This window comes from Nocardia sp. NPDC050175 (assembly GCF_044459885.1).
Taxonomy (GTDB): domain Bacteria; phylum Actinomycetota; class Actinomycetes; order Mycobacteriales; family Mycobacteriaceae; genus Nocardia.
The window spans coordinates 364,464-388,021 of the sequence record NZ_JBITJI010000008.1; the positions used below are offsets into that span (position 1 = coordinate 364,464).

Here is a 23,558-nt window from a genome sequence, read left to right on the forward strand (position 1 = left end):
GTGCCAGTAAGTGCTGGCGGGCGACATCAGTTTGATACAGTGGCGAGCGATACGTAGGTTCTTGTCGCGTTTTCGGCCTGCGAGTCGACAGCGACGCATTGGTGCGCACCCTCTGGGAGGGCTGATGGATTACGACTGGTCAGTGGCGGATTCGGCGTTTCGGGATGAGGTGCGGGAGTTTCTCGAGGCGAAGCTGACGCCGGAGTTGCGGCGGGCGGGGCGGCTGGCGACGAGTGTGTATCCGGACCACGAGGCGAGCATGGCGTGGCAGCGGATTCTGCATGAGCGGGGGTGGGCGGCGCCTGCCTGGCCGGTGGAGTTCGGGGGGTGCGATTGGAGTTTGACGCAGCACTACATCTTCAATCGGGAGTCGACGTTGGCGGGGGCGCCCGCGTTGTCGCCGATGGGGATCAAGATGGTGGCGCACGCGATCATCGCGTATGGGACGGCGGAGCAGAAGGCGTTCTATCTGCCGGGGATCCTGACCGGGGAAGTCTTCTTCTGCCAAGGGTATTCGGAGCCGGAGGCGGGGTCCGATCTGGCGTCGCTGACGATGGCGGCCGTCGAGGACGGCGACGACCTGGTGTGCACGGGCAGCAAGATCTGGACAACCCATGCGACCGAGGCGAATTGGATCTTCTGCCTGGTGCGCACGTCGCGATCCGGGAAGAAGCAGCAGGGCATCACGTTCCTGCTGATCGATATGAGCACGCCGGGCATCGAGATTCGGCCGTTGGTGATGACCTCGGGTGAGCAGGTGCAGAACCAGGTCTTCTTCGACAATGTCCGGGTGCCGAAGAGTAACGTGCTCGGGCAGCTCGACGACGGGTGGACCGTCGCGAAATACTTGCTCGTGCACGAGCGCGGCGGGTCGATGGCGCCGTACCTGCAGGCAATGGCGCAGGAGATCGCCGTCGAGGCGGCGCAACAGCCTGGGCCGGACGGCAATTCGCTGATCGACGATCCGGCGTTCGCGGCGCGGCTGGCCGAGGCGCGGATTCGCACCGAGGTGCTGGAAATCCTGGAGTACCGCACGATTTCGGCGATGGCGCGGGGACGCAACCCGGGACCGGCCTCCTCGATGCTGAAGATTCTGGCCACCGAGCTGAGTCAGCAACTGACCGAACTGGCGTTGACGGCCGCCGGTCCGCGCGGCCGTGTGTACCAGCCGCACGCTACGAAACCGGGTGGCCCGATCGCGGAATTCACGCCGCCGACCGACGATTACCGCAGCGGTGCGGCGTGGCAAGCCGTCGCGCCGTTGCGCTACTTCAACGACCGCGCGGGCTCGATCTACGCGGGCAGCAACGAGATTCAGCGAAACATCCTCGCCAAAGCAGCATTGGGGCTCTGATGGACTTCACCCTGACCGACGAGCAGGAACTGCTCCGCACCGCGATCGCCGGATTCCTCGGCGCCCGATACGAACTGGCGAAGAGCCGCACCGCGGCGAAGGTCGGCGCCGGGTGGCAGCCCGCGGTGTGGCGCGGATTCGCCGACGAACTCGGCATTCTGGGCGCGACCCTGCCCGAACGGGTCGACGGGATGGGCGGTGGCCCGGTCGAATTGATGGTGATCGCCGAGGAACTCGGGCGGGCACTCGTGGTCGAGCCGTTCGTGGACACCGTTGTTGTCGGCGCCGGATTGTTGAACCGGTCCGGCGGTGAGCGCGCCGATGCGTTGTTGCGGCAGATCGTGTCCGGCGACGTGCGCACCGCTTTCGCCGCGCTGGAACCGACTTCGGGCCAGACGCTGCACGATGTGTCGACTACCGCACGGCGCGAAGGTGATTCGTGGCTCATCGACGGTACGAAGACCGTGGTGACCAGCGCGCCACTGGCGACCCACCTGCTGATCACCGCACGCACCGCGGGCAGTCGCCGCGACGAACACGGTATCTCGTTGTTCTGCACCGACTTCGACGCGGACAACCCGCCCGCAGGCGTCGAGGTGCACTCCTATCGGACCATCGATGACCGCGTCGCGAGCGACATCGTCTTCGCCGATTTCCCCCTGCCCGCCGACGCATTGCTCGGTGTCGACGGAGCCGCCTGGGTCGCCATCGAACCCACCGTGGACGAGGCGATCGCGGCCATCGCCGCCGAGGCCGTCGGCTGCCTGCGCAAGGTGCTCGCCGATACCCTCGACTACGTCAAGCAGCGCAAGCAATTCGGCCAGCCCATCGGCAGTTTCCAAGTCCTGCAACACCGTATGGTCGACATGTACATGGAGCTCGAACAAGCCATCGCCGCGGTCTATCTGGCCATCTACTCGCTGGAGGCCGACACCCCGACCCGCGCCCGCGCGGTCTCCGCCGCCAAGGTCACCGTCACCCGCGCCGCCCGCTTCATCGGCCAGAACGCCGTCCAACTGCACGGCGCCATGGGCATGACCGAAGAACTGGCCATCGGCCACTACTTCAAGCGCCTCACCGCCATCGACCAAGAATTCGGCACCGCCGACCAGCACCTCGCCCGCTATGCCGCCCTGACCCGGCCTTAGACAGGCAACCGTCCCGGACCTCGACGGGGGGTCGAGGTCCGGGAGGCGGGGTGGCTCAGATCTTTTGCCATAGGGCAGGGGTGTTCGGGGGTTCCCAGCCGGAAATCGCGGTGTGCGATTGGAGGCAGATGTAGCGGAGGCCGTCGTAGCTGACTTCGTTGCCTGCCGCGTAGCTGGTGCCCGCCGTCCATGGGCGGGAGGCGGGTGGGGTGGTTGTGGGTGGCGTTGTGGTTGTCGGTGGCGCGGTTGTTGTCGTGGGTGGGGTGGTCGTCGTGGTGGGGGCGGGGGTTGTCGTGGGCGGAGTGCCGCCGATGTTCAGGTCTACGCAGGAGTAGAAGGCGTTGGCGGTGTCGGCGATGTTCCAGATGGCCAGGAGTTTCTGGCGGCCGGTGATGTTGCCGAAATTCACGGTGTGCGTGACGGTTTGGCCGGGCTGCTGGTTGTTGCCGGGGACCACGCCGACGCGCGTGCTGCCGATGTAGTACTCCCAATTGGAGGTGCTGTGCCGGGCGGTGTTCGTCCAGGTGAAGGTGGCGGACTGGCCGACCGTGCTCACTTTCCACGGCTTGCTGTCGTCGTTGAGGTCGGCGAATTGGGAAAGATTGCCGTTGCAGGTGCGCAGGCCCTTCGGTCCCTCGACGCTTTGCGGCTCGTACTTGATCGGGCCGCAGGACACGGTGCCTTGCGCGCATTGGGCCTGCCTGCTCGGCGGCGACGAAACGTAACCGTGTGCGTTCGCCAGACCGGCCGGGAACAAGACCGCCAGGAAAGGTGCGATTCCTATTGCTGCCCCGAGTACCGTCAGCTTTCGTTTGTTGATCATTGCGCTCCTAATAGCCTGAGCAGCAGGGGCCGGCATACTGATCAGTAATCAAACGTCATGGCAGAGGGAACATTTCGAGCTCTAATGTGCCAAAGACGATAAGTCGCTTACCGGAATCGCGGCAAGGGGCCGAGCAGGCGCGGCACCGGAGGCCTTGCATATCGCGGCCGGGATCGGTAGTGCCGTAAGGGAACTGGTGATTGTTGCGCGACGTAGCGAGCACTCCCCAGTGCCTCCCCACTCGTCGGCCGCAGTTTAGGTAAACGTAGGAAACGCAGTGTCGCATTCTGGCGCGAATTCGGTCGACCAAGCCTCCGTAGGCCCATGGGAATCCGCTTGTGCATCAATGGAATGGAATACAGATCGCCCCGGGTCCGTCGCGTGGACCCGGGGCGATCTGGATTGTTATTCGGTTGTGCTGATCAGTTCTTGCGACCGGGAGCCTTGGCGCCGGACTTGAAACCGAGGCCGCCCGGCTTGGCGGCCGGCGGAGCGGCCTCGGCGGCGCCGTTACCGTTGGCGGGCTGCTCCGGAGTCGATTCCGCCGCAGCGGATTCCGTGGCAGGTTCCGCAGCTGGCTCAGCCGCGGTCGGCTCAGCCGGGGCGGGTGCGGAGCCGCCCGGTGCCTTCGCCGCAGGACGCTTGAACCCGGACTTCATCGCCAAGCCCTTGGCCGGAATCGACGGCTTGGTCTCGGTGGGTTCCGAAACCGTTTCGGCGGCCGCGGTTTCCGGGGTAGCGCTGCTCTCGGCGGGAGCCGCCGGGGCCTTCGCGCCAGGCGCTTTGGCACCGGGCGCCTTGGCTGCGCCCTTCATCCCCAGACCCTTGACCGGCTTGGCTGCCGGTGCCTCGGCCGCAGGCGCGGACTCAGCGGCCGGGGCCGGAGTCGCCTTGGCGCCAGGTGCCTTGGCGGCACCCTTCATCCCGAGCCCACCGGGCTTCTTGCCGGGGCCCTTCATGGCGAGGCCCTTGACCGGTGCGGCCGGTGCCTCGAGAGTCGATTCGCCTTCGGCCGCAGGGGCTTCGGTATCGGCCTTGGCTCCAGGCGCCTTGGCGGCGCCCTTCATCCCGAGCCCGCCCGGCTTCTTCCCCGGGCCCTTCATGGCGAGGCCCTTGACCGGTGCGGCCGGTGCCTCGGCAGCCGACTCGGCTTCGCCCGCAGGGGCTTCCGCCGCCTTGGCGCCGGGCGCCTTCGCGGCCCCCTTCATGCCGAGCCCGCCACCGGGGGCCTTGGCCGGACCCTTCATCGCGAGCCCGCCACCGGACGGCGCCGCCTTCGCGGGCGTCGATGTCTCGGCGACAACCTCGGGCTCCGGCTCGGAAACCTCTTCGACCACAGGCGCTTTCGGCTGCTGGATAACAACCAGGTTCTCGGTGAGCTTCGCCGCGTCCACCCGATCGATGGCATCGAGCATCAACTGCGCGACGTCGACGACCTCGACCCCTTCCCCCTCGCCCTGCTCCTGACGGGCGGTGACACCGTCGTTGAGCATGACGCGGCAGAACGGGCAGCCGGTCGCGATCTTGCCGGGCGTGGATCCCGGGTTCGCCGCGAGAGTGTTCAGCCCCTCGTCGACCCGGTCGACATTGATGCGCTTGCCGAGCTGCTCTTCCATCCACATGCGCGCACCACCGGCACCACAGCACATGGAACGTTCGCCGTGCCGCGGCATTTCGATCAGCGTGGAGCCGGAGGCTTCCATCAGTTCACGCGGCGCGTTGTAGACCTTGTTGTGCCTGCCCAGGTAGCAGGGGTCGTGGTAGGTGACGTTCTGCGACACCGAGGCGACCGGGATCAGCTGCTTCTGGCGCACCAGGCGGTTGAGCAGCTGCGTGTGGTGCACCACCTCGTAGTTGCCGCCCACCTGCGGGTACTCGTTGTTGAGCGCGTTGAAGCAGTGCGCGCAGGTGACGACGATCTTCTTTTTCTTCTCCTCGACCCCCTCGAACACCGAGTTCAGCGTCTCGATGTTCTGCGCGGCGAGCTGCTGGAAAAGGAATTCGTTGCCCGCGCGCCGGGCCGAGTCGCCGGTGCAGGTCTCGTCCTGGCCGAGCACCATGAACTTCACGCCCGCGGTGGCGAGCAGTTCGGCGACCGCCTTGGTGGTCTTCTTCGCGCGGTCCTCGTAGGCACCGGCGCAACCGACCCAGAACAGGTAGTCGTAGCCGTCGAAGCTGGCTATTTCTTCCCCATTCGGGGCGGACTGCCCGAACACCGGAACGGTGAACTCGACCTCGTTGATCCAGTTGAGCCGGTCCTTGGAGTTCTGGCCCCACGGGTTGCCCTTGTTCTCCAGGTTCTTGAACAGACCTGCGAGCTCGGACGGGAACTCCGATTCGATGAGCACCTGGTAGCGGCGCATGTCGATGATGTGGTCGACGTGCTCGATGTCGACCGGGCACTGCTCGACGCACGCGCCACAGGTGGTGCACGACCACAGCACCTCGGGATCGATGATGCCGCTGACGTCGGTGCCGCCGACCAGCGGACGCTCCGCCTCGGCCTTCGCCGCGTCCGAGATCTTCGCCAGCGCGGCCTCGTTCGGCTTGCCCTCGGCGTCGACCAGGCCGATCTCGTCGCCGCCCATGTCCTTCCGGCCGCCGGCCAGCAGATAGGGCGCCTTGGCGTTGCCGTGGTCGCGCAGCGACATGATCAACAGCTTGGGCGACAACGGCTTTCCGGTGTTCCAGGCCGGGCACTGTGACTGGCACCGGCCGCACTCGGTGCAGGTGGTGAAGTCGAGCCAGCCCTTCCAGGAGAAGTCCTCGATCCGCCCGGCGCCGAAGGTGTCGTTGTCCGGGTCGGCGGTCTCCATGTCGACCGGCTTGCCGTTGGACATCATCGGCTTGGCCGCGCCGAGCGCGACGCCGCCGTCGTCTTCGCGCTTGAAGTAGATGTTCGGGAACGCCGAGAACCGGTGCCACGCCACACCCCAGGTGGTGTTGCGGCCGACGAGATAGAGGAAGGCCATGCCCGACATCAGCTTCACGAAGGCGAACAGCGCGACCATGGTGGTGCTCGCGGGCAGCAGCTTGGCCACCTGCATGGTGAAGAAGTCGGTGTACGGGTCGGAGTGCCCGTAGGCGGCGATCTTGCCCGCCTTCACGAAGATCATGCCGAGACCCTCGATGAGCACGATGCCCTCGATCACGTACGCGGGACCGAACTTCGAGCCGCTGAACCGGGACAGCCGCTCCGGCAGGCGCGGGTGGTTCAGCTGGCGCAGGATGATCAGCGTGCCGATGCCGACCACGGTGCCGATGCCGAGGATCTCGTCCCACAGGTGGTAGATCGGCCAGTTGCCGATGATGGGCCAGTGGAAGGACGGGTCGAAGGTCTGACCGTAGGCCTCGAACCACAGGATGGCGCCGCCCATGAAGCCGATCATCACGAGCCAGTGCGCCCAGCCGACGGTGCGGAATTTGGCCATCCGGGTGTGCGCGAGGAACTCGATGACCATCTGCTTGAAACGCGGGAAGAACGGTCGCCAGCGATCCGGTGCGGGCTGTCCGACCATGATGGCGCGGACGATGCTGCGGACGCCGCCGAAGAACGACGCCCAACACAGGAGGCTGAGCGTCGCCCCAATCGTGCCCAGCGTCACTGTCAGGGCATTCATGTCGCGACCTTTCTCTAGAGGCAACACGAGCGGGGGCGGTTCGGGACCGCCCCGATTGGCTCGTATCCTAACCGGCAGTAAGTTACCCACCGGTAACTTATGCTATCCGTCGTATCATTTACAGCTGGGCTATGCCCCCTCTTACTGGGGCTTGACTCAAATTAAGCCTGTGATGAACGTCACACCGGGTTTGCCAATCCAAGCGCGTCTTCAGGTGATCACCACCGTAAACGTCGAGGCATCCGGCCTAATCGGTAAGGACAGGCTTAGTCCGCAAGGCCCGTAATGGATCTCGCTTATAGCTCGTCGGTGGATTACGCTCACGACGTTCTGTCTGCTGTGCCTGTCTTCACACTGCTCGGGGAGGATCCGGGGCGACCGCCCGGATTTGATGAAGAGCGCTCTCGCGTGCGGGGATCGGCGGGCAGGCGACCTGATGATGGATTGGAAACTGAATGAACCTCCGCAGAACCACCGCGGGTGCCGCGTTGGTCATCGGCGCGATGACCATCGGTCTCGGGACCGCGCATGCCGAGCCTGTCGCCGCACCGGCCGACCCCGGCATCAACTACTCCGTCAAGCTGGTCGACAAGACGGTAGTCGCGTCGCTCAAGGGGGGCACCTTCTCGGTCACCGAGAAGGACGGAGCTACTGCCACTGATCCGAAGATCTCCGTCGCCAACGTCCGGGACGGCCAGGGCAACACCCTGGTTTCCTTCCCGCTCGACGTCGACGTCGATGGCAAGCTCGTGCCGGTCAAGACCGAGCTGAAGAAAGATGCCACGGTGCTCGAGGTGACCCCGCAGAAGCCTGCGGATCTGGTCATCACCGATAAGCCGGTCGTCGCCAAGCCGACCGTCGTGCAGGACATCGCCTCGCCGATGGAGAACCAGCGCGCGCAGAACGAGTTCGCGAGCAACTTCGGCATCGCGACCGCGATCGGCGGCTTCGTCGGCACCGCGATCGGCGCCACCATCGGTTGCATCCTGACCATTGCCGCGATGTGCCTCCCCGGCCTGGTGGCCGGCGCGGGCGTCGGTGGCATCCTCGGCACCATCGCGGTCGGCGGCCCGGCCCTGATCGCCGCGGGTGTCGAACTGCTCAACACCTTCCAGGCTGCCGACGGCACCACCAAGTGGGCCGACAAGCCGCTCCCGGTCAAGTAAGAACCGCTTTCCGGCACTGGGCCCGCCGCTCCGAGGAGCGGCGGGCCCAGTTGTCGTTTTCAGGCCGGAAGATCCAGGGTGCCGTGGAACGACACCGCACCCTTGCGCCGCCCGAACCGCCCGAAGGTCCGCTCCGCCATCTCGAACGAGCCGTCCTCGCGCACCAGCAGCACCGTGCTCGCCCGGGTGCCGTGCGCGGCGTCGGCGATGAACCGGGACGACACCCGCCGCTCCATCAGGCGCGGCACCCCGGTGTCCGGCAACTCCGAGTCGGTGGCCTTGGTGCGATCGGCCAGCACCGCGAAATAACGGTCGACGGCACCGGGATCGGACTCGATCACCGCCCGCAGTTCGATCACACCGCTGCGTACCTTGGGCCAGATGGGCTGTGGGGCGGTCAAATCCGGCTCACCCGGGTTCAGCCCTGCCGAGCTGACGAATGTGCCGTTGGAGAGGCCGTGGAAGCCGGGCGTCAGCTCGCGCGGCGGTGTGTCGCTGCGGTTGGAATGCCACCACAGCGATTCCAGGTCGGACACCACCAGGTTGTAGCCGTTGTAGTCGTCCGGGGCGGTCGCGACGTCGAGCACGTATTTCTCCGGGCCGACGAAATCCACGCCGGGGTGCCGAGCCGAGGTGCCGCGCAGGAAGTCCATCAGCAGCGCACCGCGGGAACGGGCGTCGGCGCGCTCGTTCTTCGGGTTGCGCACATTGGTCACCGTCGCGAATCGGTTGTGGCCCTTGTCTTCCCGCATCAGCCCGAGCCAGGTGCCCGGCGGGTCACCCTCGGCCTTGTTCTTGGCCCCTTGATCCCGCCCGGCCAGTAGCCCGGGTACCTCCGGCCACCAGCGCATGGACTCGGTCGGCCGGGTATAGAACTCGTCTCGGTTGGCCGCGACGATCAACCGATACTCCGGATGAGCCCGCCAGCCGATCAGTACCAAACACATACAGACCAGAATGCCGGAACATTGCCGGACGCAGCACGCATTGCCCGCTGGACGGGTCGCGCAAGGCCAGTGGAACCGTCGCCAGGACAGCGAAAAGGCCGACAGCGTGACGCTGCCGGCCTTGTCGACTGGGTGGAACTAGTTGGTGCGAATCTTCAGCCCCGGGTTGTCCGAGAGCACCACGCTCACCGGCTGCGCGAACAGCTGCGGCGCGTTGCCGGTCAGGGCACCGATCAGGTTGGGGATCTCGCAGATCGGGTAGTCGGCCACCGACGACGCGCTGGAGATGCCGAGGGCGAGCCTGCCGGTCACGATCGGGCCGCCGCTGTCGCCGGGCAGCGCGCAGATGTTGGCCGAGAAGGCCTGGGTGAGCTCACGCTCGCCGACCTGCACGGTCTGGTCGACCGCGTTCACGACGCCACAGCTGAAGCCGGTCCGCGAACCGGACTTGCAGACCGGCGCGCCGACGACCGGAGTCGCGACGCCCTCGATGCGCACCGACGCGGCACCGGGCACCCGCACCTCGTTGTTGCTGAAACGATCCCGCGCCTGGTCGGCGATCCGGACGATCGAGTAGTCCTGCGCGCCGAGCACCGACTTCTCGAAGCGGCCGAGCTCGTTGCCGAGCCGGTCACCGTTGAGCTCGTGCACCCGCGCGGCGTTGTCGTTGCCCGCGGACGGGATGTCCGGGTTGCAGTGGCCCGCCGTGACATTCACGATGTTGCCGTTGCGGTCGGTGCCGTTGAAGCCGAGCGAGCAGCGCAGCGAGAGGCGACCGGCGACCGAGGCGTAGCCGTCGCCGCCGGCGAGCACGCCGTTCGCGGCACCAGCGATCTCGGTGGCCTGCAGCGTGCCCTGCTCACCGGCCACCGGCGGCGCCATCACGATGACCCTGGCCGGGTCGATGAAGTTCGGCATCGGCAGGCCGGCCTTGTCGACGCGGACCGCGATGCTGTTGTTGACCGTGTCGATCACCACGCCACGCACGAGGGCCGACACCGCCTCGGGCTGACCGTCGAGCCAGCGCTGGAACGCGGTCTTCTCACCGCGCAGCGCGGACTCGCTCTTGGCGACGTTGCGAACCTCGAAACCCGCTGACTCCGCGGCCTTTCGGGCATCGTCGGCACCGGGACCCTGGGCCAGCGCGACGACGGCCTTGCCGCTGTCGTCGAGCCAGGAACCGGCGAAGACCGCCGGGAACTGCCGCTGCGCGTTGGTGGCGAACCCGGCGACCTGCTGGGCCACGTCGGCGCGGTGCAGGTACTCCTCCGGGGAGATCTTCAGATCTCGGGCGATGGCACTGACCAGTTCGGCGGGCAGACTCGGCGCCGGATCGGGTTGTGCCGTCGCTACTGCCGCCGTGGGCCCGAACAGCAGTATCGCCGCCGAGGCGGCGATAACTGATTTTCGGACCCGGGTCTGTCGCGCAGCTGATCGGAGATGACCTATACGTGGCAGGAGCATGCCCAGACTATATGGGCTCTGGGCCGGTATGCCTACTTATAACGAGGCCCGATTTGGTCGCCCGGTGCTCAGCACGTCTTACCCGGCGTTGGGCCGGGTCCGCACCGCGATGCCGCTGCCGACGCCGCCACCGGACGACGCGTCGATATCGGCCAGGATCGGCCGGATCGGAATGCCGAGACTGGCCGTGCCGCCGTACTGCGCCAAGGCGATATTGGCCTCGTTGCAGTCCGGTGCCTCGGCCGCGTTGGAACCGCTGGTGATACCGAGGGCGAGGGTGCCGGACACGATCGCGCCGCCGCTGTCGCCACCGAGGGTGCAGGCCGAGCTGGCGAAGCCGCGCACGGTCTTGCTCACGCCCTCCGCGGTGTACAGCTGGGTCTCCACCCGATCGGCCACCACGAAGCCACACGTGAAGGTGGACGACTGCCCCGACTTGCACACCGGCGCGCCGGTGATCGGGTCGGCGGTGCCGGTGATGGCGATCGTGGTGCCGTTGGCGCCGCGCACCGTCGGCTGGTCCATGCCCGCGCGCACCGCACGGTCGTTCAGCTTGATCACCGAGTAGTCCAGCGCGCTCTGCCCGCCCAGCTTCGCCTGGACGAACGAGCCGAGCTCCGGGCTGTTCGGGATGTCCTTGACGTTGGGGAAGTAGACGGTGGCGTCCTGGTTGCTCTGGTCGACGTTCGGATCGCAGTGTCCCGCACTGATATTCAGCGCGTTGCCGGCCGCGTCGATGCTGTTGAAGCCGAACGAGCAGACGTCGACGCCCTTGAGCGAGGCGTCGTGCAGCGAAACCGGGGCGCTGATGTAGGTGTCGCCGCCCATCGGCCGCCGTTCCACCCCGCCGCCGCTGCCGGGCGAGAGGATGACCTTGACGTTGGCGATCAGGGTCGGCAGGTTCAGCACGTGGCCTGCCGGGGTGTTGGCGACGCTGAGCACCAGCTGGCTGTTGAGGAAGTCGATGGCGACCGAGTTGATCGCGGTGGAGATTTCCTTGGGCAGGCTGGTGATCCACTGATTCAGTTGCATCAGCGAGCCTTCCAGGCCGTCCGCGGACACCGGGGCGAGCCGGGTCTGGTAACCGTCGGCCGCGGCGATCTTGGCGGCGTCGAGCGAGGTGACCGCGACGACGGGCTTGCCGTCGGTGCCGATCCAGGCGCCGGCGAAGGACTCCGGGCGTTCCGAGCGGAAATCGCGGGCGTAGTCGCGCAGCTGCTGGGCGCGGGCCGCACGGTCCAGGTACTCCGTCGGGGTCATCTTCAGATCTCGGGCGATCGCCTGCACCAGTTCCGGCGGCAGATTATCGGCATTCAGCTGTGCGGGTGTCGCCGGTGCCGCCGCGGCGATGGTCGTGCAGAGCAAGGGTGCGAGGAAAACGGTCGAAGCGAGGGCGACAGCTTTGACCGTGGCGCGGCGCGCCACCAACTTGCGCATGAAATCCCTTCGTTGGCACACACGTGCCAGCTCAATCCGCGGCAACGGGCCTGGAATCGTTGCTCACAGTCGTCCGCCATCAACAGACCGGGCGCCTGCAATTCATCCGACAACACCGGTCAGCGCATCACTTTAAGGCACAAACCGGGGAAGGTCTCTACTAATCACCGACTGCCCGGTATCTGCAGGCCAGGGATCGTCGGAATCTGCGGCAAGGGGTTGTACGGCGTCGTGGTGGTGGGCCGTGGCCGCGTGGACGGGCTCGGCGTCGTCGTCGGTGGCTCGGTGGTCGGTGGCGGCGGCGGGGGTGGCGTCGTCTCCGGCGGCGGTGCCGGCGCGGTGGTGGTGACCGGTGCCTCGATGGTGGTCGGTGTCAGCGGAACGGTCGGGAAGTTGATCGGCGGTGCGGGGGGCGGCGTCGGACTCACCGAGACCTGATCGGATTTGGCGTCGCGCATCGGCGGCACCGGCGTGCTGCCGTCGTCACGGAAAAACACAGCCACCGCGAAGCCGCCGAGCACGAGTCCGATCAGCGCGGCGGCGCCGATCAGCAGTGGGAGCTGTTTGCGGTCCTTCGCCGGTTCGGTTTTGCGCGCGGGTTCCTGCGGCGCGGCGGTTTCCGCCGTCGCTACCGGTTCGGCCATCGGGATGGCCGCCGAGTACGCCTGCGGCGTCGCTTCGGACGCGGGCACGGCCGGGATGATGACGGTGTCCACCGTCGAGTTCTCGGCATGGCTCGGGTCCGGTGGCGTACTGCCCGCCGGGGTGGACAGCACTGCGGCCAAGGCCGCGCGGGCGGCGTCGTAGGCGTACGTGCTGCCCGGCGCGCCGACCTCGGCGATCGGCAGGTCGGCCTCGCTGACCAGCAGCACCGACCGCAGACCCAGGTAGTCGAGTGCGTCGCGCAGGGCCTGCACGTATTCGCGCGGCCAGTCACCAGGGTGGGTCGCGTAGAACTCGGCCGGACCGTTGAGATGGTCGGCGGTGAGGTTGATCAGGCAGAACAGCGCGGTCGCGACCAGGTCCTCGGCCCGATAGGCCTCGCCGTCGTCGACCGAGATACCCGCCGGATCACCCACGGCGTGCGCGAAGCCGGTGATCGCATGGGCATTCTCGTCCGGCGGTGGTCCGCCGAGCGTGGCGTCACCGTCGTCGGACATGTACAGCAGCGACTCGCGGACGATGAACAACGGTTCTTCGCCGCCGTCGGTGACGATCGCCGCCGTGCACTCGTCCTCGGCGATGCGTAGGCCCACCCCTGTGGCCATCCTCAGTACCTCGCTTCGGCTTCCCGGCTGACGAATCCGCACTCTGTCACACCAGTAGGGAGCCGTGTCCCATGGCGCGGAGCATCGACAATAACTCCGATCGGGACCGAGCACCGATCCGGCGCCGAATACGGGCGACATGATGCTCCACCGTCTTGGCGGAAATGTACAGACGAGCACCGATCTCCCGGTACGTCAGCCCGAGCAGCACCAGCTCGGCGACTTCCCGCTCGCGCTCGCTGAGGATCGCGGTCGGCTCGCCGACCGCCGGATCCGGGGCGGGCTTGCTGCCCTGCTGCGGCGGCGTCGCGGCCGGCGGCAGGATCGGGTCCTGCGGTTTGGCGTCGGCGCGGACCGTGCGGGCCAGCTTGAGCAGCGCGGTCGCGGTCGCCGAGTCGGCCGCGGCGAGGGCGGCCTCGCTGGCCAGCCGGGCGGCGTCCCAGGTCAGGCCGATCTCGCTCAATCCGGCGACGGCCGCTTCGACCGGTGCCGCCGATACCTCGCCGCGCAGCACGAGCACCCAGGTGCGGCCCGCGTCGGCGAGCACGGCGGCGTGCCGGTCGCCCGCTTCGGCCGCGGCCTTCAGCTGCCGGGCATGCGGGAGCAGCTCCTGCGGGCTCTCGTGCAGGATCGCGGCCTGCACGCCGTACCAGTGGAAGGCGTTCGCCCAGGCGGGCGGTTCGTCCAGCCGACGCAGCAGTGCTTGCGCGGAGTCGATCAAGGGCGCGATGCGGCCCTCGTCCCGCAATCGGATTCCGGCCAGCCACAATTCGCCGATCGGCAGCAGCGCGAGCAGGTCGGCCTCTACATCGTCGAACATCAGATAGGCCGCCTGCCAGGCCTTCGACAGCGCGGCGTGATCGCCGGTGCGCCTGGCCAGGCCGACTGCGACGCCGTGCGCGAGCAGGCGGTCGCGGACGTCGAGCGAATCGTGCTCGAGCGCGGCAACCGTTGCGGCGGCGGCGCGTTCGTCGCCGCCGAGCATGGCCGACCAGGCCGCGAGCACCTGGAGCTGATGGCAGCGCAGGCCGCTGGCGGTGGCGCGGCGCAGTGCGTCGCCCGCGCGGCGTGGCTCGCCGGTGCCGAGGCAGAGCAGCGTCGCGATGGATACCGCGGTGCAAGGGAGGAACCGGTCGACGCCGGAATCGGCGTGCGCGGCTTGCACCAGTGCGGAGACGGCTGCGGGCGTGCCGTTCGTGGATAGCGTTGGTGCGGTGGGTATTCCGCGATCATCTCGGCGTCCGCCAAGAGTGCCGGCCAGTGCGGTGGCGATCAGTCGGGCATGGGCGGTGGCCTCGGTCGGCGGCCACTGCGTCGACGAGCCGGACATCTCCGCCGCGCCGGATACGTCGCCGGCCAGTGAGAGAACCGTGGCTCCGATGGCCCAGTCCGCGCCGACCCGTTGTGCGCCGAGCCACGAATACAGTTGGGCCGCACGGGTGACCAGGCCGCGCCGGGTCAGCGCCGCGGCGCAGATCCGCACCGCGTCGGCCAGTTCCGCGCTGGACACACCGGATCGGGCCAGCACCGGCTCGGCCAGCCGCATGGCGGTTTCGCCGTCGCCGTTGCGCCCGGCGGCCTCGGCCCAACGCAGTGCGATGAGGTCGGGGTCGGCACCGGTCGCCGCGGCCGCCGCGTAGTAGCGCACCGCCTCGCGGCCCGCCTTTTCCGCTGCGGCGGCGAGGAATTCGGCCAGGCGCGGGTCGCGGACGCCGGATTCGGCGAGCAGCAGCGCGGTGTGGTCGCGCAGCAGTCCCGCGTCCAGCCGTGCGCCGAGCAGCTTGCGCTGGACCGCGACGAACCGTCGGTCGCCGAGCAGCGTGCGCAGCGGGCCGACGGCCGGGGTGAGCAGCAGGTCGGCATCGGTGACCAGGGCACTGGCCCTGGCCCGATCGATGAGGTGCTGTGCGGCAACGGGTTCCACACCGAGCACCTCGGTGAGCTCGCTGGCGTCCAGGCCTGCGCCGGTGGTGGCGACGACGAGGGTTTCCAGCAGATCCGGCGCGAGGTTGTCCAGCAGCGCGCGGGCCCACGCGGCGATGGCCGCGTCGACCGCGCCGATGCCCGCGTCGAGCCGGGCCGAGCAGGCGGCGGTCAGCGCGGCGACCACGCCGCCGCGGATGCCGTCGGTCTGCCGGTGGATGTGCTGGGACACCTGGCGCGGCACCATCATGCCGAGCTCCCTGGCGAACGGGGCGATGTCGGCGACGCCGAGGGCGCGCAGTTCCATCACCCGGCCGCGCCGGGCGACCGTGTCGGCCAGTGCGCGCAGCCGCAGGTCGTGCGGGCGCGGCTGGGCCGCGATCACGACCGTGCGCTGGCCGGATTCGATAGTGGTGCACAGGTATTCGAGTTCGGATTGGCTCAGCGTGTGGGCGTTGTCGACGATCAGGGCCGGGCGCTGCTCGGTCGTCGGCGCCGGACGGGTGCCGGATCCGTTGGGGGAACTGACGTTATCGGCGGGTGCCGTCTCGACCGCGGGGGTGTCCTGGAGGGGAATGCCGCGTGCGCGCAGCCGCAGGCGAATCTCGTTGAGCAGGGTCGATTTACCGGTTTGCGAGCGGCCGCGGATGAGGAAGACGACCGGCTGCTGGTCGGCGGACTCCAGTTCCCGAAGGATCTCGCGCGCGGACGGCAGGGTGTCGAACGCGATGTCAGCCACCGTTTCCTCCGAGAATCTGGCCGGGGGCACGCAGCACGGTGCCGACGGTGTTGCCGACGGTATCGATCGGGTCCTTCAGGACACCGGTCGGCAGGCTCGGTGCCTGCGGTGGGGTCGGGGGTGCGGGGTAGTTACCCGGTGCTGGAACGGGTACGGGTGCCGGAGCCGGCTGCGGGGCCGGTTGTGGCGCACCGGGTTCCGCGGGCGGTGCGGCGGGCTGGTCGGCGGGCTGACTGTTCACCACGGATACTGTCGTTGCGGCGGGGGAACCAGGTTGCCCCGCAACGGGTTTCGGGCGACCCGCAGCGGAGGTGGTCGAGTCGGTCGCGGCGACAGGTGCGTTGGGACTGGCCGGATCACCGGCCGGTACCCCGTTGGTCGCGGCGATCTCCGCTGCGGACGAGTGTCCGGTCGAGGGCGAGTTCGGGCCGGGCTGGGCACCGGTGCCGATCGCGACGGTGCCGGTGGCCAGCAACCCGATCAAGACCGCGGCGCCCGCGACGATGGCGGCGCGCTGCCTGCCGCTGAACCGCGGCTTGCGCGGCGCGGCATCCTGCGGCAGCGGCGAGATCGCCACGGAGGGAAGCTCTTTGGTCTGCGGTGCGGCGGGCACGGCCGGTGTGACCGGCGCGGTGACCGTTGCCAGATCCGCGGCAAGCGCGGCGGCACCGCGGGCACTGGTGTTGGCCGGGTCGGGGGCCGCGACCACCGGAAGACCGAATTCGGTGGAGATCAGCTCGGCGACCAAGGGGATCGCGCCGCCGCCGCCGGTGAGCAGCACCCGGCCGATATCGCCGATGTCGAGCCCGGCCCGCTGCACCGCGTCGCGGATCAGGTCGATCGAGGTCAGCAGGGGCGCGCGGAGCAGGTCCTCCAGTTCGCCGCGCACCAGCCGGACGTTGCCGCTGTGCGTGTCCGCCGGATTCAGCCGCACCTGCACGACAGTGGCGGTATTTATCGACAGCTCTTCTTTCGCTGTTCTGCAGCGCTCGCGTAATGCCGACAATTCCCGCTCGACCACCGGGTCGTACGGGTCGAAATCATTTGCGAGCACAGCGTTTGCCAGCACGTAGCGCATGGTCAGCAGATCGAATTCCGCACCGGCGACGTCCGTGGTACGCAGTGGTGTGCCGAGCAAGCCCGCGTGATCGCCGGTGCGCACCACCGAGACGGTCAGGCCGGCCGCGCCGAGGTCGTACACGATCACCGCACCGTCGCCGAGCGGGCCGTGCGCCGATTCGAGCCAGCGGACCGCGGCGGTCGGTTCCGGCACCAGGGTCACCTCGCGCAGGCCCTCCCGATCGAGGGCGGCGCGCTGGATGTCGACGGTGTGCGCGGGCCACCACGCCGGGTGGCAGGCGACCGTCGAACCGTACTCGCGGGCTTGCGTGCTGATCTCGTCCATCAGGCAGGCGGCGGCGGCGGCGACGAGGTCGGCGGCGGAATGTGCGGTGCCGTCCTCGGCGAGCATGTCCACCGGATCGCCGACCCTGGCGAGGAAACCCTCGACCAGCACGTCGCCGGAATGCCGCCCGGCGGCGTGCGTGGCGGTGCCGAGGGCGGGCGGCGTGTCGGCCGCGAGGCGGAGCACGCTGGGATGGGTGACCACGCGGTCGCTGCCATCCTCCGCTGCCGCCACCGCGACCGAATTCGACGCCCCGACAGTGATGCCGAGCGCCAGACGCTGTGTCATTCGTGAACCCCGTTCGAAAACTCTGTGGTCCGGTGTCGCTGCTGTCTAGTCCGAGTGCGGAAGGCGGGACGAGCACGCCGACGCACTCGTTGTTTCGGTTGCTGGCCGTCAGCCGTTACCGCTTTCGGGGAACTTCCGGGGAAATTCCCCTAATGCCACGGATGCCCCTAAGGGCGGGATCGGGTGAGTTGTGGGGGTCGGCCCCGTTACGCGTAACGAGTGACGCCCCTAGCGTGAAATGCATTCCAACGATGCGGATCGCGGAGGTCCGCCGGCTCTCAGGAGATTTTCTGATGACACCCAACGCGATTCTCGAGTTCATCCTCAACCTGCTGCGCGACCACGAGGCGGCGGTCGGCTACTGCGCCAACCCGACGCAGGCGCTGGTGGCGGCGGGTTTGCCCGCCGTCACGCCGGAGGACATCGCCGCCGTCGCCCCGATGGTCGCCGAGTCGGCGCTGGTCGCGGGCGGCTCCCAGCTGTCGGCGATCGTCGCCGCCGGTGCGCAGACCGGTGCCGCGGCCGTGCTCGGTGCCGCGGGCACCGTCGGTACCGCCGCGGCGGCCGATGCCGGGTTGAACCTCGGCGCTGATCTGGGCATCGACCTGGGCGGCCAGGTCGGCACGGGTCTCGACCTCAACGCGGGGTTGAACTCCGCGATCGGCGCCGGGCTGCAGGTCGGCGCGGACCTCGGTGCGGGGCTTTCCGCGGGACTCGGGACTGTTGCCGATATCGGCGCGAATCTGTCCGCCGCGGTCGGCGGGGCGCTCGGTGTCGCCGGGCAGGCGGTGACCGGTATCGGTGCCGATGTGCAGGGTGCCGTGGATGCCGGGCTGCACGTCGGGACGGGGCTCGAAACGAGTATCGGCGGTGCCCTCGGCGCGGTGGGACAGGCCACGACCGGAATCTCTACCGGACTCGATGCCGCGATCGGCGCGGGCACTCAGGTCGGGGCTGATCTGTCCACGGGGCTGCAGGGTGCGCTGCACGCAGTGACCGATGTCACGACCGGACTTGATGCGGCGGTCGGCGCGGGTGCTGATCTCGGTGCCGGTCTGAATGCCGGGCTGCACGGCGCGGTTGATGCCGGGAGTCAGTTGGCCGGCGGTTTGTCCACGGGGTTGGGTGTCGACGCTGCGGCGAATCTCGGCACGGGCCTGTCCGCCGGTTTGGGCGGTGCGCTCGACGCGACCGGGCAAGCTGCGGCCGGGTTGTCGACCGGACTCGGTGGTGTCGCGCAAGGTGCGGCCGATCTGAATGCCGATCTCACCACCGAGCTTGGCGGTGGGTTGTCCACAACTGTTGGCAGTGTGGCTAATTCGACGGCGCAGGCGACGGCCGGGCTGGCGACCGGACTCGATGCCGCGATCGGCGCGGGCACCGACATCGGTGGTGGGCTCAACTCTGCAGTGGATGGCGCAGTGAATACGGGCGTGCAGGTCGGATCGGGGCTGGAGACCGGCCTTTCCGGCAGCGCGGGTGCGGTTCTCGGCGCCGGTACGCAGGTGGGCGCCGATCTCGGGACCGGGTTCGCCACGAGTGTGGACAGTTCGATCAATGCCGGGGCACAGGTAGGTTCGGGCTTGGCGACCGGGCTGTCGACAGGTCTTGGCGGTGCCCTAGATGCCGGCGCTCAGGTCGGTGGCGCGGTTGATGCGGGCACGCACGCGGCAACCGGTTTGGCGACGGGCTTGTCCACCGGGATCGGAGCTGCTGCTGACGCCGGTGCGGGTCTGGGTGGTGGGCTTTCCGCCGGGCTCGACGGTGCGGCTGGTGTCGGTGCGCAGGTCGGGACGGGGCTCGAGACCGGGCTCGGCGGTGGCCTCGAAGCGGGTGCCCATGCGGCGACCGGCCTCGAGACCGGACTGTCGACGGGAATCGGCTCGGCCGCGGGTATCGGCGGCGATCTGTCCACGGGTATCGGCGGTGCGGTGGATGCCGGTGCTGGCCTGGGCGGTTCGCTCAGCAGCATTACCCACGGCGCTGTGGATGCCAGTGCGGGACTTGGTGGATCACTCGATGGCACTACCCACGGAGCGGTGGATACCGGTGCGGGGCTTGGTGGTTCGCTTGGTGGGAGCACCCACGGCGCTGTAGATACCGGCGCAGGGCTCCAGGGCTCACTCGGTGGGAGCACCCATGGGGCGGTGGATACCGGAGCAGGGCTTGGTGGTTCGCTCGGTGGCGCGACTCATGGAGCCGTGGATACCGGCGCGACCCTCGGTAGCTCGCTCAATGGCACAACCCATGGGGCGGTGGATACCGGTGCGGGACTCGGTGGTTCGGTTGGCGGCGCAACGCATGGTGCGGTGGACACAGGTGCCGGGTTGAGCGGTGACATCGGGTCGACCGCTAACGCCTGGTCGTCACTTGACGTTTCCAGTGCCTTCGGGTCGGGGCTGGACAGTACTGCCGGGGTGCACGGCGACACCGGACTGTTCGGCGATACGCATGCGGGCGCGGATCTGGCCAGCAGTGCCGGTGCGGATCTCGCCGGCGATGCGATGCTGCACTGATCGCGCCGCCGCCCTGACAACGCTCGTTCCACTGGAAGAGGTCGACACCGCGATGGGGACGCCCGCACCGAACGCCACGCCACCGGCGGTACCGCTGCTGTCGGTACTCGGCGAAACCATCGCGGCGGCACGCGCCGCGGGTCGCAACGATCTGGTCGGCCGCCTAGAGGTGGCGGCCGATCGGGTCCGCGACCCGCGGCGGCGCATTGTCATTGCGGGACAACTGGATCAGGGCAAGAGCCGGTTCGTCAACGCGCTGCTGAATCTCGAGATCTGCCCGGTGGGTGATGACGTGACCACCACGATCACCACCTTGCTCGCCTACGGCCCAGAGCCGAAGGCGGAGCTGGTGCTCACCGGCCCCGGCGGCGACTCCGGCGGCCCGGAGACCCGAGTTCCGGTGCCGATCAACGAGATCGGCACGATCACCGCGCGTTCCCCGATGGCGCAGGGACGGCGGATCCTGCGCTTGGAGGTCCAGGTGCCCAACGCCTTGCTGGCCGACGGCATCGTGCTGGTCGACACTCCGGGCGTCGGCGGGCACGGAAGTTCTTATGCGGCAGGCGTGCTGAGTATGGTGCCCGCCGCCGATGCGGTGCTGGTGCTCTCGGACGCGTCCACCGAGCTCACCGAGCCCGAGCTCGCGTTCCTGCGTCAGGTGCGCGAGCTGTGCCCTACCGTCGCGCTGCTGGTCACCAAGACCGACCTGTACCCGCACTGGCGTCAGGTGCACGAGGCCGACCAGCGGCACCTCGACAAGGCGGGCCTCGATGTGCCGATGATCGCGGTGTCCTCGTTGCTGCGCAGCCACGCGTTGCGCCTGCAGGACCAGCAGCTCGGCCTGGAGTCGGGCTTCGGTGTGCTCTACCAATTCCTGCGTGATCAGGTGGTGGCCCGCGATCAGCTCGCCACCCGCGCCGCGGTGGCCCGTGACATCCGTTCCGCCGCCGAACATTTGGCGCTGGCCCTGGGTAGTGAACTGGTCGCGGTGCGTGACCCGGAACGTGGCGCGGCGGCGGTCCGGGAACTGCAGGCCGCGCGGACCTCGGCCGAAGAACTGCACCGCCGCACCGCCGCGTGGCAGACCACCCTCGCCGACGGAATCACCGACCTGGCGGGCGATGTCGACCACGATCTGCGAGAACGGTTGCGCGGCATCGCCAGAACCACCGAGGAATGGATCGACGAGCACGACCCCGGCCGGCACTGGGACAGCATTGCCGAATACCTCACCGGCACCATCGATACGGCGGTCGGTGACAACCTGCTCTGGACCCATTCCCGCGCACTGCAACTCGCGCAGCGGGTGGCCGAGCATTTCACCGAGGTCGGCACCGCCGATCTGCCGGACGTGCGGTCCGATGCGGCCGTCGAGGGCAGGCACGTCGGTGCGGGCACCCTCGCCGACCTGGAGCCCGACATCGGCTTCGGCAGCAAACTGCTCGTCGGCATGCGCGGCTCCTACGGCGGCGTGCTGATGGTCGGGCTGGCCAGCACGTTCGCCGGGCTCGCGCTGCTCAACCCGATCTCGCTCGGCGCCGGACTCGTGGTGGGCGGCAAGGCTTTCCGGGACGACAAGCAGGCCAGGCTGGCCAAGCGGCGCAACGAGGCGAAGGTCGCCGTCCGCCGGTTCGTCGACGACGTCGCGTTCCAGACCGGCAAGGAGTCCAAGGACCGGCTGCACCGCATCCATCGGGCGCTGCGTGACCACTACGCCGGTATGGCCGAACGGAGTCTACGGTCGATCGACGATTCGCTGCGGGCCGCGCAGGAGGCGGCGACCATGGCCAACGCTCGCCGGGCCGAGCGCGGCACGGTACTCGAGCGGCAGCTGAATGTGGTCGCCGAGCTCGGTCGCTACGCCGACGCCATGCAGGCCGCGCTGCCGAGCGCGACCGTCGGTACGGTGGCCTCGTGAGGCGAGAGGTCGGCGCGACGCCGGGGATCGTGGCCGAGGCGCATCGGCTGGTCGGGGCGGCGCGCGCGGCGCTGGCGAGCGAGCCGAGGCCGCGGGCCCTGCTCGCTGACTGTGCCGGTCGCTTGGATCAACCGTTGCGCATCGCACTCGCGGGCTCGTTGAAGGCCGGTAAGTCCACGCTGCTCAATTCCCTTGTCGGGCAGGACATCGCGCCGACCGATGCGACCGAATGCACCAGGGTCGTCACCTGGTACCGCTACGGCTCCACCCCGAGCGTGACGGCGCACGCGGGCGACGGCGCCCGCGCGAACGTGGTGGTGCGACGCGGTGGCGGTACGCACGGGCTGACCTTCGACCTGGATCGCCTGAATTGGAACGCGCCCGCGGCACGCGAAGTCGATCACCTCGAGGTCGAATGGCCCGCCGCCGCGCTGGCCCACACGACGATCATCGATACGCCGGGTACCTCGTCGCTGTCGCGGGAGGTGTCGCGGCGCACGGCCCGATTGCTCACGCCAGGTGTGGATATGGAGCAGGCCGAGCAAGGCGTCGCGGTTCCGGGAGCCGACGCCGTCGTCTATCTGCTGCGCAGGCTCGACGCCGCTGACGTCCGGTTCCTCGAACGGGTTGGTGCCGGAACCGGAGCAGCACAGGGTGTTTCGGGTCCGCTCGGCGTAGTCGGCGTGGTCTCCAGGGCCGACGAGATCGGCGCGGGCCGGATCGACGCCTTGCATTCGGCGCGCGACGTCGCGACCCGTTTCGCCGGCGAATTGGAGCGAACGGGCCTGTGCCAGGCCGTGATTCCGGTTGCCGGACTGCTCGCGTTCGCCGCCGCCACGCTGCGCCAACAGGAGTACGCGGCGTTCGAGGCACTGGCCGGTGTCCCGGTCGACGACCTGAGCACGGCACTACTGTCCGCGGATCGATTCGCCCGCCCCGACGTCGCGTTGCCGGTGGCACCGGAACTCAGAGCCCAGCTCGCCGAGCGATTCGGCCTGTTCGGCATTCGAATGGCCGTCACCCTGATCCGACTCGGCGTACGCGATTCCGCCACGCTGGCAGCGGAGTTGACCAACCGCAGCGGCGTAGACGAACTCCGCTCGGTCCTCGATGTCCAATTCGGCCAGCGCGCCGACCAACTCAAGGCCCACTCCGCCCTCACCGCCCTCGCCCGCGTCCTCACCGCCTACCCCGGCAGCGAGGCCGACGCCCTACTGCCCCGCGTCCGCACCCTCCTCGCCGACGTCCACGGCTTCGCCGAACTCCGCCTACTCGGCCGCCTCCGCACCGACGAATTAACCCTGCCCCCACCAGATCTAGCCGAACTCCACCGCCTCATCGGCGGCTCCGGCATCGCCCCCCACCTCCGCCTAGGCCTCCCAGTCGACGCGGCCCCCTCGGTCCAACGAAACCAAGCCATCGCCGCAGTCCGCAAATGGCGCTCCCGAGCCCGCCACCCCCTAGCCGACCAATTCACCACCACCGCCTGCCTAACCGCCGCCCGCAGCGCCGAAGGCACCCTCACCCAACTACCCGAGTAGT

Annotated in this window: 14 protein-coding genes; 6 read left to right on the forward strand and 8 right to left on the reverse strand. The window is 68.7% G+C overall.

What is annotated here, in order from left to right; genetic code table 11:
• The first annotated feature begins 124 nt into the window (after positions 1-124).
• Together ACIBK2_RS28265 and ACIBK2_RS28270 are read left to right on the forward strand one after the other, a co-directional pair.
• On the forward strand, positions 125-1,354 hold the full coding sequence (locus tag ACIBK2_RS28265) for an acyl-CoA dehydrogenase family protein (RefSeq protein ID WP_396971373.1): 1,230 nt from the start codon (positions 125-127) through the stop codon (positions 1,352-1,354).
• Complete coding sequence (locus ACIBK2_RS28270) at positions 1,354-2,502, forward strand: acyl-CoA dehydrogenase family protein (protein WP_396971375.1); 1,149 nt, start codon at positions 1,354-1,356, stop codon at positions 2,500-2,502. The genes ACIBK2_RS28265 and ACIBK2_RS28270 overlap by 1 nt, the downstream gene beginning before the upstream one ends.
• A gap of 55 nt (positions 2,503-2,557) precedes the next feature.
• On the opposite strand, the gene ACIBK2_RS28275 is transcribed toward ACIBK2_RS28270, so the two are convergent.
• Both ACIBK2_RS28275 and ACIBK2_RS28280 read right to left on the reverse strand, forming a co-directional pair.
• Positions 2,558-3,325, reverse strand: coding sequence for a lytic polysaccharide monooxygenase (locus ACIBK2_RS28275; RefSeq protein WP_396971376.1), 768 nt, complete (start codon positions 3,323-3,325; stop codon positions 2,558-2,560).
• A 422-nt stretch (positions 3,326-3,747) separates the two neighbouring features.
• On the reverse strand, positions 3,748-6,945 hold the full coding sequence (locus ACIBK2_RS28280; protein WP_396971378.1) for a (Fe-S)-binding protein: 3,198 nt from the start codon (positions 6,943-6,945) through the stop codon (positions 3,748-3,750).
• Between the two features lie 455 nt (positions 6,946-7,400).
• Between ACIBK2_RS28280 and ACIBK2_RS28285 the strand changes: the two genes are divergently transcribed.
• Entirely contained in the window at positions 7,401-8,111 is a 711-nt protein-coding gene (locus ACIBK2_RS28285) for a hypothetical protein (RefSeq protein ID WP_396971380.1), read from the forward strand.
• Positions 8,112-8,170: 59 nt separating this feature from the next.
• Here the strand turns inward: ACIBK2_RS28285 and ACIBK2_RS28290 are convergent, their stop codons facing one another.
• The 6 genes from ACIBK2_RS28290 to ACIBK2_RS28315 all read right to left on the reverse strand — a co-directional run bounded on the left by ACIBK2_RS28290 (position 8,171) and on the right by ACIBK2_RS28315 (position 17,582).
• Complete coding sequence (locus tag ACIBK2_RS28290) at positions 8,171-9,058, reverse strand: NRDE family protein (protein ID WP_396971382.1); 888 nt, start codon at positions 9,056-9,058, stop codon at positions 8,171-8,173.
• A 138-nt stretch (positions 9,059-9,196) separates the two neighbouring features.
• Positions 9,197-10,522 carry a S1 family peptidase gene (locus tag ACIBK2_RS28295; RefSeq protein ID WP_396971384.1) on the reverse strand — a complete coding sequence of 442 codons (1,326 nt, stop codon included), beginning with the start codon at positions 10,520-10,522 and terminating at the stop codon, positions 9,197-9,199.
• A gap of 78 nt (positions 10,523-10,600) precedes the next feature.
• The gene (locus tag ACIBK2_RS28300; protein ID WP_396971386.1) at positions 10,601-11,959 is read right to left on the reverse strand and encodes a S1 family peptidase; all 1,359 of its coding nucleotides are present in this window, start codon (positions 11,957-11,959) and stop codon (positions 10,601-10,603) included.
• A 164-nt stretch (positions 11,960-12,123) separates the two neighbouring features.
• On the reverse strand, positions 12,124-13,227 hold the full coding sequence (locus ACIBK2_RS28305; RefSeq protein WP_396971388.1) for a hypothetical protein: 1,104 nt from the start codon (positions 13,225-13,227) through the stop codon (positions 12,124-12,126).
• A 46-nt stretch (positions 13,228-13,273) separates the two neighbouring features.
• The gene (locus tag ACIBK2_RS28310) at positions 13,274-15,889 is read right to left on the reverse strand and encodes a LuxR C-terminal-related transcriptional regulator (RefSeq protein WP_396971390.1); all 2,616 of its coding nucleotides are present in this window, start codon (positions 15,887-15,889) and stop codon (positions 13,274-13,276) included.
• Positions 15,882-17,582, reverse strand: coding sequence for an Hsp70 family protein (locus ACIBK2_RS28315; protein WP_396971391.1), 1,701 nt, complete (start codon positions 17,580-17,582; stop codon positions 15,882-15,884). The genes ACIBK2_RS28310 and ACIBK2_RS28315 overlap by 8 nt, the downstream gene beginning before the upstream one ends.
• A 293-nt stretch (positions 17,583-17,875) precedes the next feature.
• Here ACIBK2_RS28315 and ACIBK2_RS28320 point away from each other — a divergent pair, with 293 nt between their 5' ends.
• Genes ACIBK2_RS28320 through ACIBK2_RS28330 form a run of 3 tightly spaced genes read left to right on the forward strand, consistent with a single transcriptional unit; the run spans position 17,876 to position 23,557 of the window.
• Positions 17,876-20,098 carry an IniB N-terminal domain-containing protein gene (locus ACIBK2_RS28320; RefSeq protein WP_396971393.1) on the forward strand — a complete coding sequence of 741 codons (2,223 nt, stop codon included), beginning with the start codon at positions 17,876-17,878 and terminating at the stop codon, positions 20,096-20,098.
• A 52-nt stretch (positions 20,099-20,150) separates the two neighbouring features.
• Positions 20,151-22,016 carry a dynamin family protein gene (locus ACIBK2_RS28325; protein WP_396971519.1) on the forward strand — a complete coding sequence of 622 codons (1,866 nt, stop codon included), beginning with the start codon at positions 20,151-20,153 and terminating at the stop codon, positions 22,014-22,016.
• The gene (locus tag ACIBK2_RS28330) at positions 22,013-23,557 is read left to right on the forward strand and encodes a dynamin family protein (protein WP_396971395.1); all 1,545 of its coding nucleotides are present in this window, start codon (positions 22,013-22,015) and stop codon (positions 23,555-23,557) included. Before ACIBK2_RS28325 ends, ACIBK2_RS28330 begins: the two co-directional genes overlap by 4 nt.
• Position 23,558 lies beyond the last annotated feature (1 nt).

Excerpts from the sequence above, each read along its gene's own strand:
- ACIBK2_RS28320 (WP_396971393.1), top strand. The coding sequence starts at position 17,876 with ATGACACCCAACGCGATTCTCGAGTTCATCCTCAACCTGCTGCGCGAC.
- ACIBK2_RS28280 (WP_396971378.1), bottom strand. The coding sequence starts at position 6,945 with ATGAATGCCCTGACAGTGACGCTGGGCACGATTGGGGCGACGCTCAGC.
- ACIBK2_RS28325 (WP_396971519.1), top strand. The coding sequence starts at position 20,151 with ATGGGGACGCCCGCACCGAACGCCACGCCACCGGCGGTACCGCTGCTG.
- ACIBK2_RS28265 (WP_396971373.1), top strand. The coding sequence starts at position 125 with ATGGATTACGACTGGTCAGTGGCGGATTCGGCGTTTCGGGATGAGGTG.
- ACIBK2_RS28315 (WP_396971391.1), bottom strand. The coding sequence starts at position 17,582 with ATGACACAGCGTCTGGCGCTCGGCATCACTGTCGGGGCGTCGAATTCG.
- ACIBK2_RS28275 (WP_396971376.1), bottom strand. The coding sequence starts at position 3,325 with ATGATCAACAAACGAAAGCTGACGGTACTCGGGGCAGCAATAGGAATC.
- ACIBK2_RS28300 (WP_396971386.1), bottom strand. The coding sequence starts at position 11,959 with ATGCGCAAGTTGGTGGCGCGCCGCGCCACGGTCAAAGCTGTCGCCCTC.
- ACIBK2_RS28270 (WP_396971375.1), top strand. The coding sequence starts at position 1,354 with ATGGACTTCACCCTGACCGACGAGCAGGAACTGCTCCGCACCGCGATC.
- ACIBK2_RS28305 (WP_396971388.1), bottom strand. The coding sequence starts at position 13,227 with ATGGCCACAGGGGTGGGCCTACGCATCGCCGAGGACGAGTGCACGGCG.
- ACIBK2_RS28295 (WP_396971384.1), bottom strand. The coding sequence starts at position 10,522 with ATGCTCCTGCCACGTATAGGTCATCTCCGATCAGCTGCGCGACAGACC.
- ACIBK2_RS28285 (WP_396971380.1), top strand. The coding sequence starts at position 7,401 with ATGAACCTCCGCAGAACCACCGCGGGTGCCGCGTTGGTCATCGGCGCG.
- ACIBK2_RS28290 (WP_396971382.1), bottom strand. The coding sequence starts at position 9,058 with ATGTGTTTGGTACTGATCGGCTGGCGGGCTCATCCGGAGTATCGGTTG.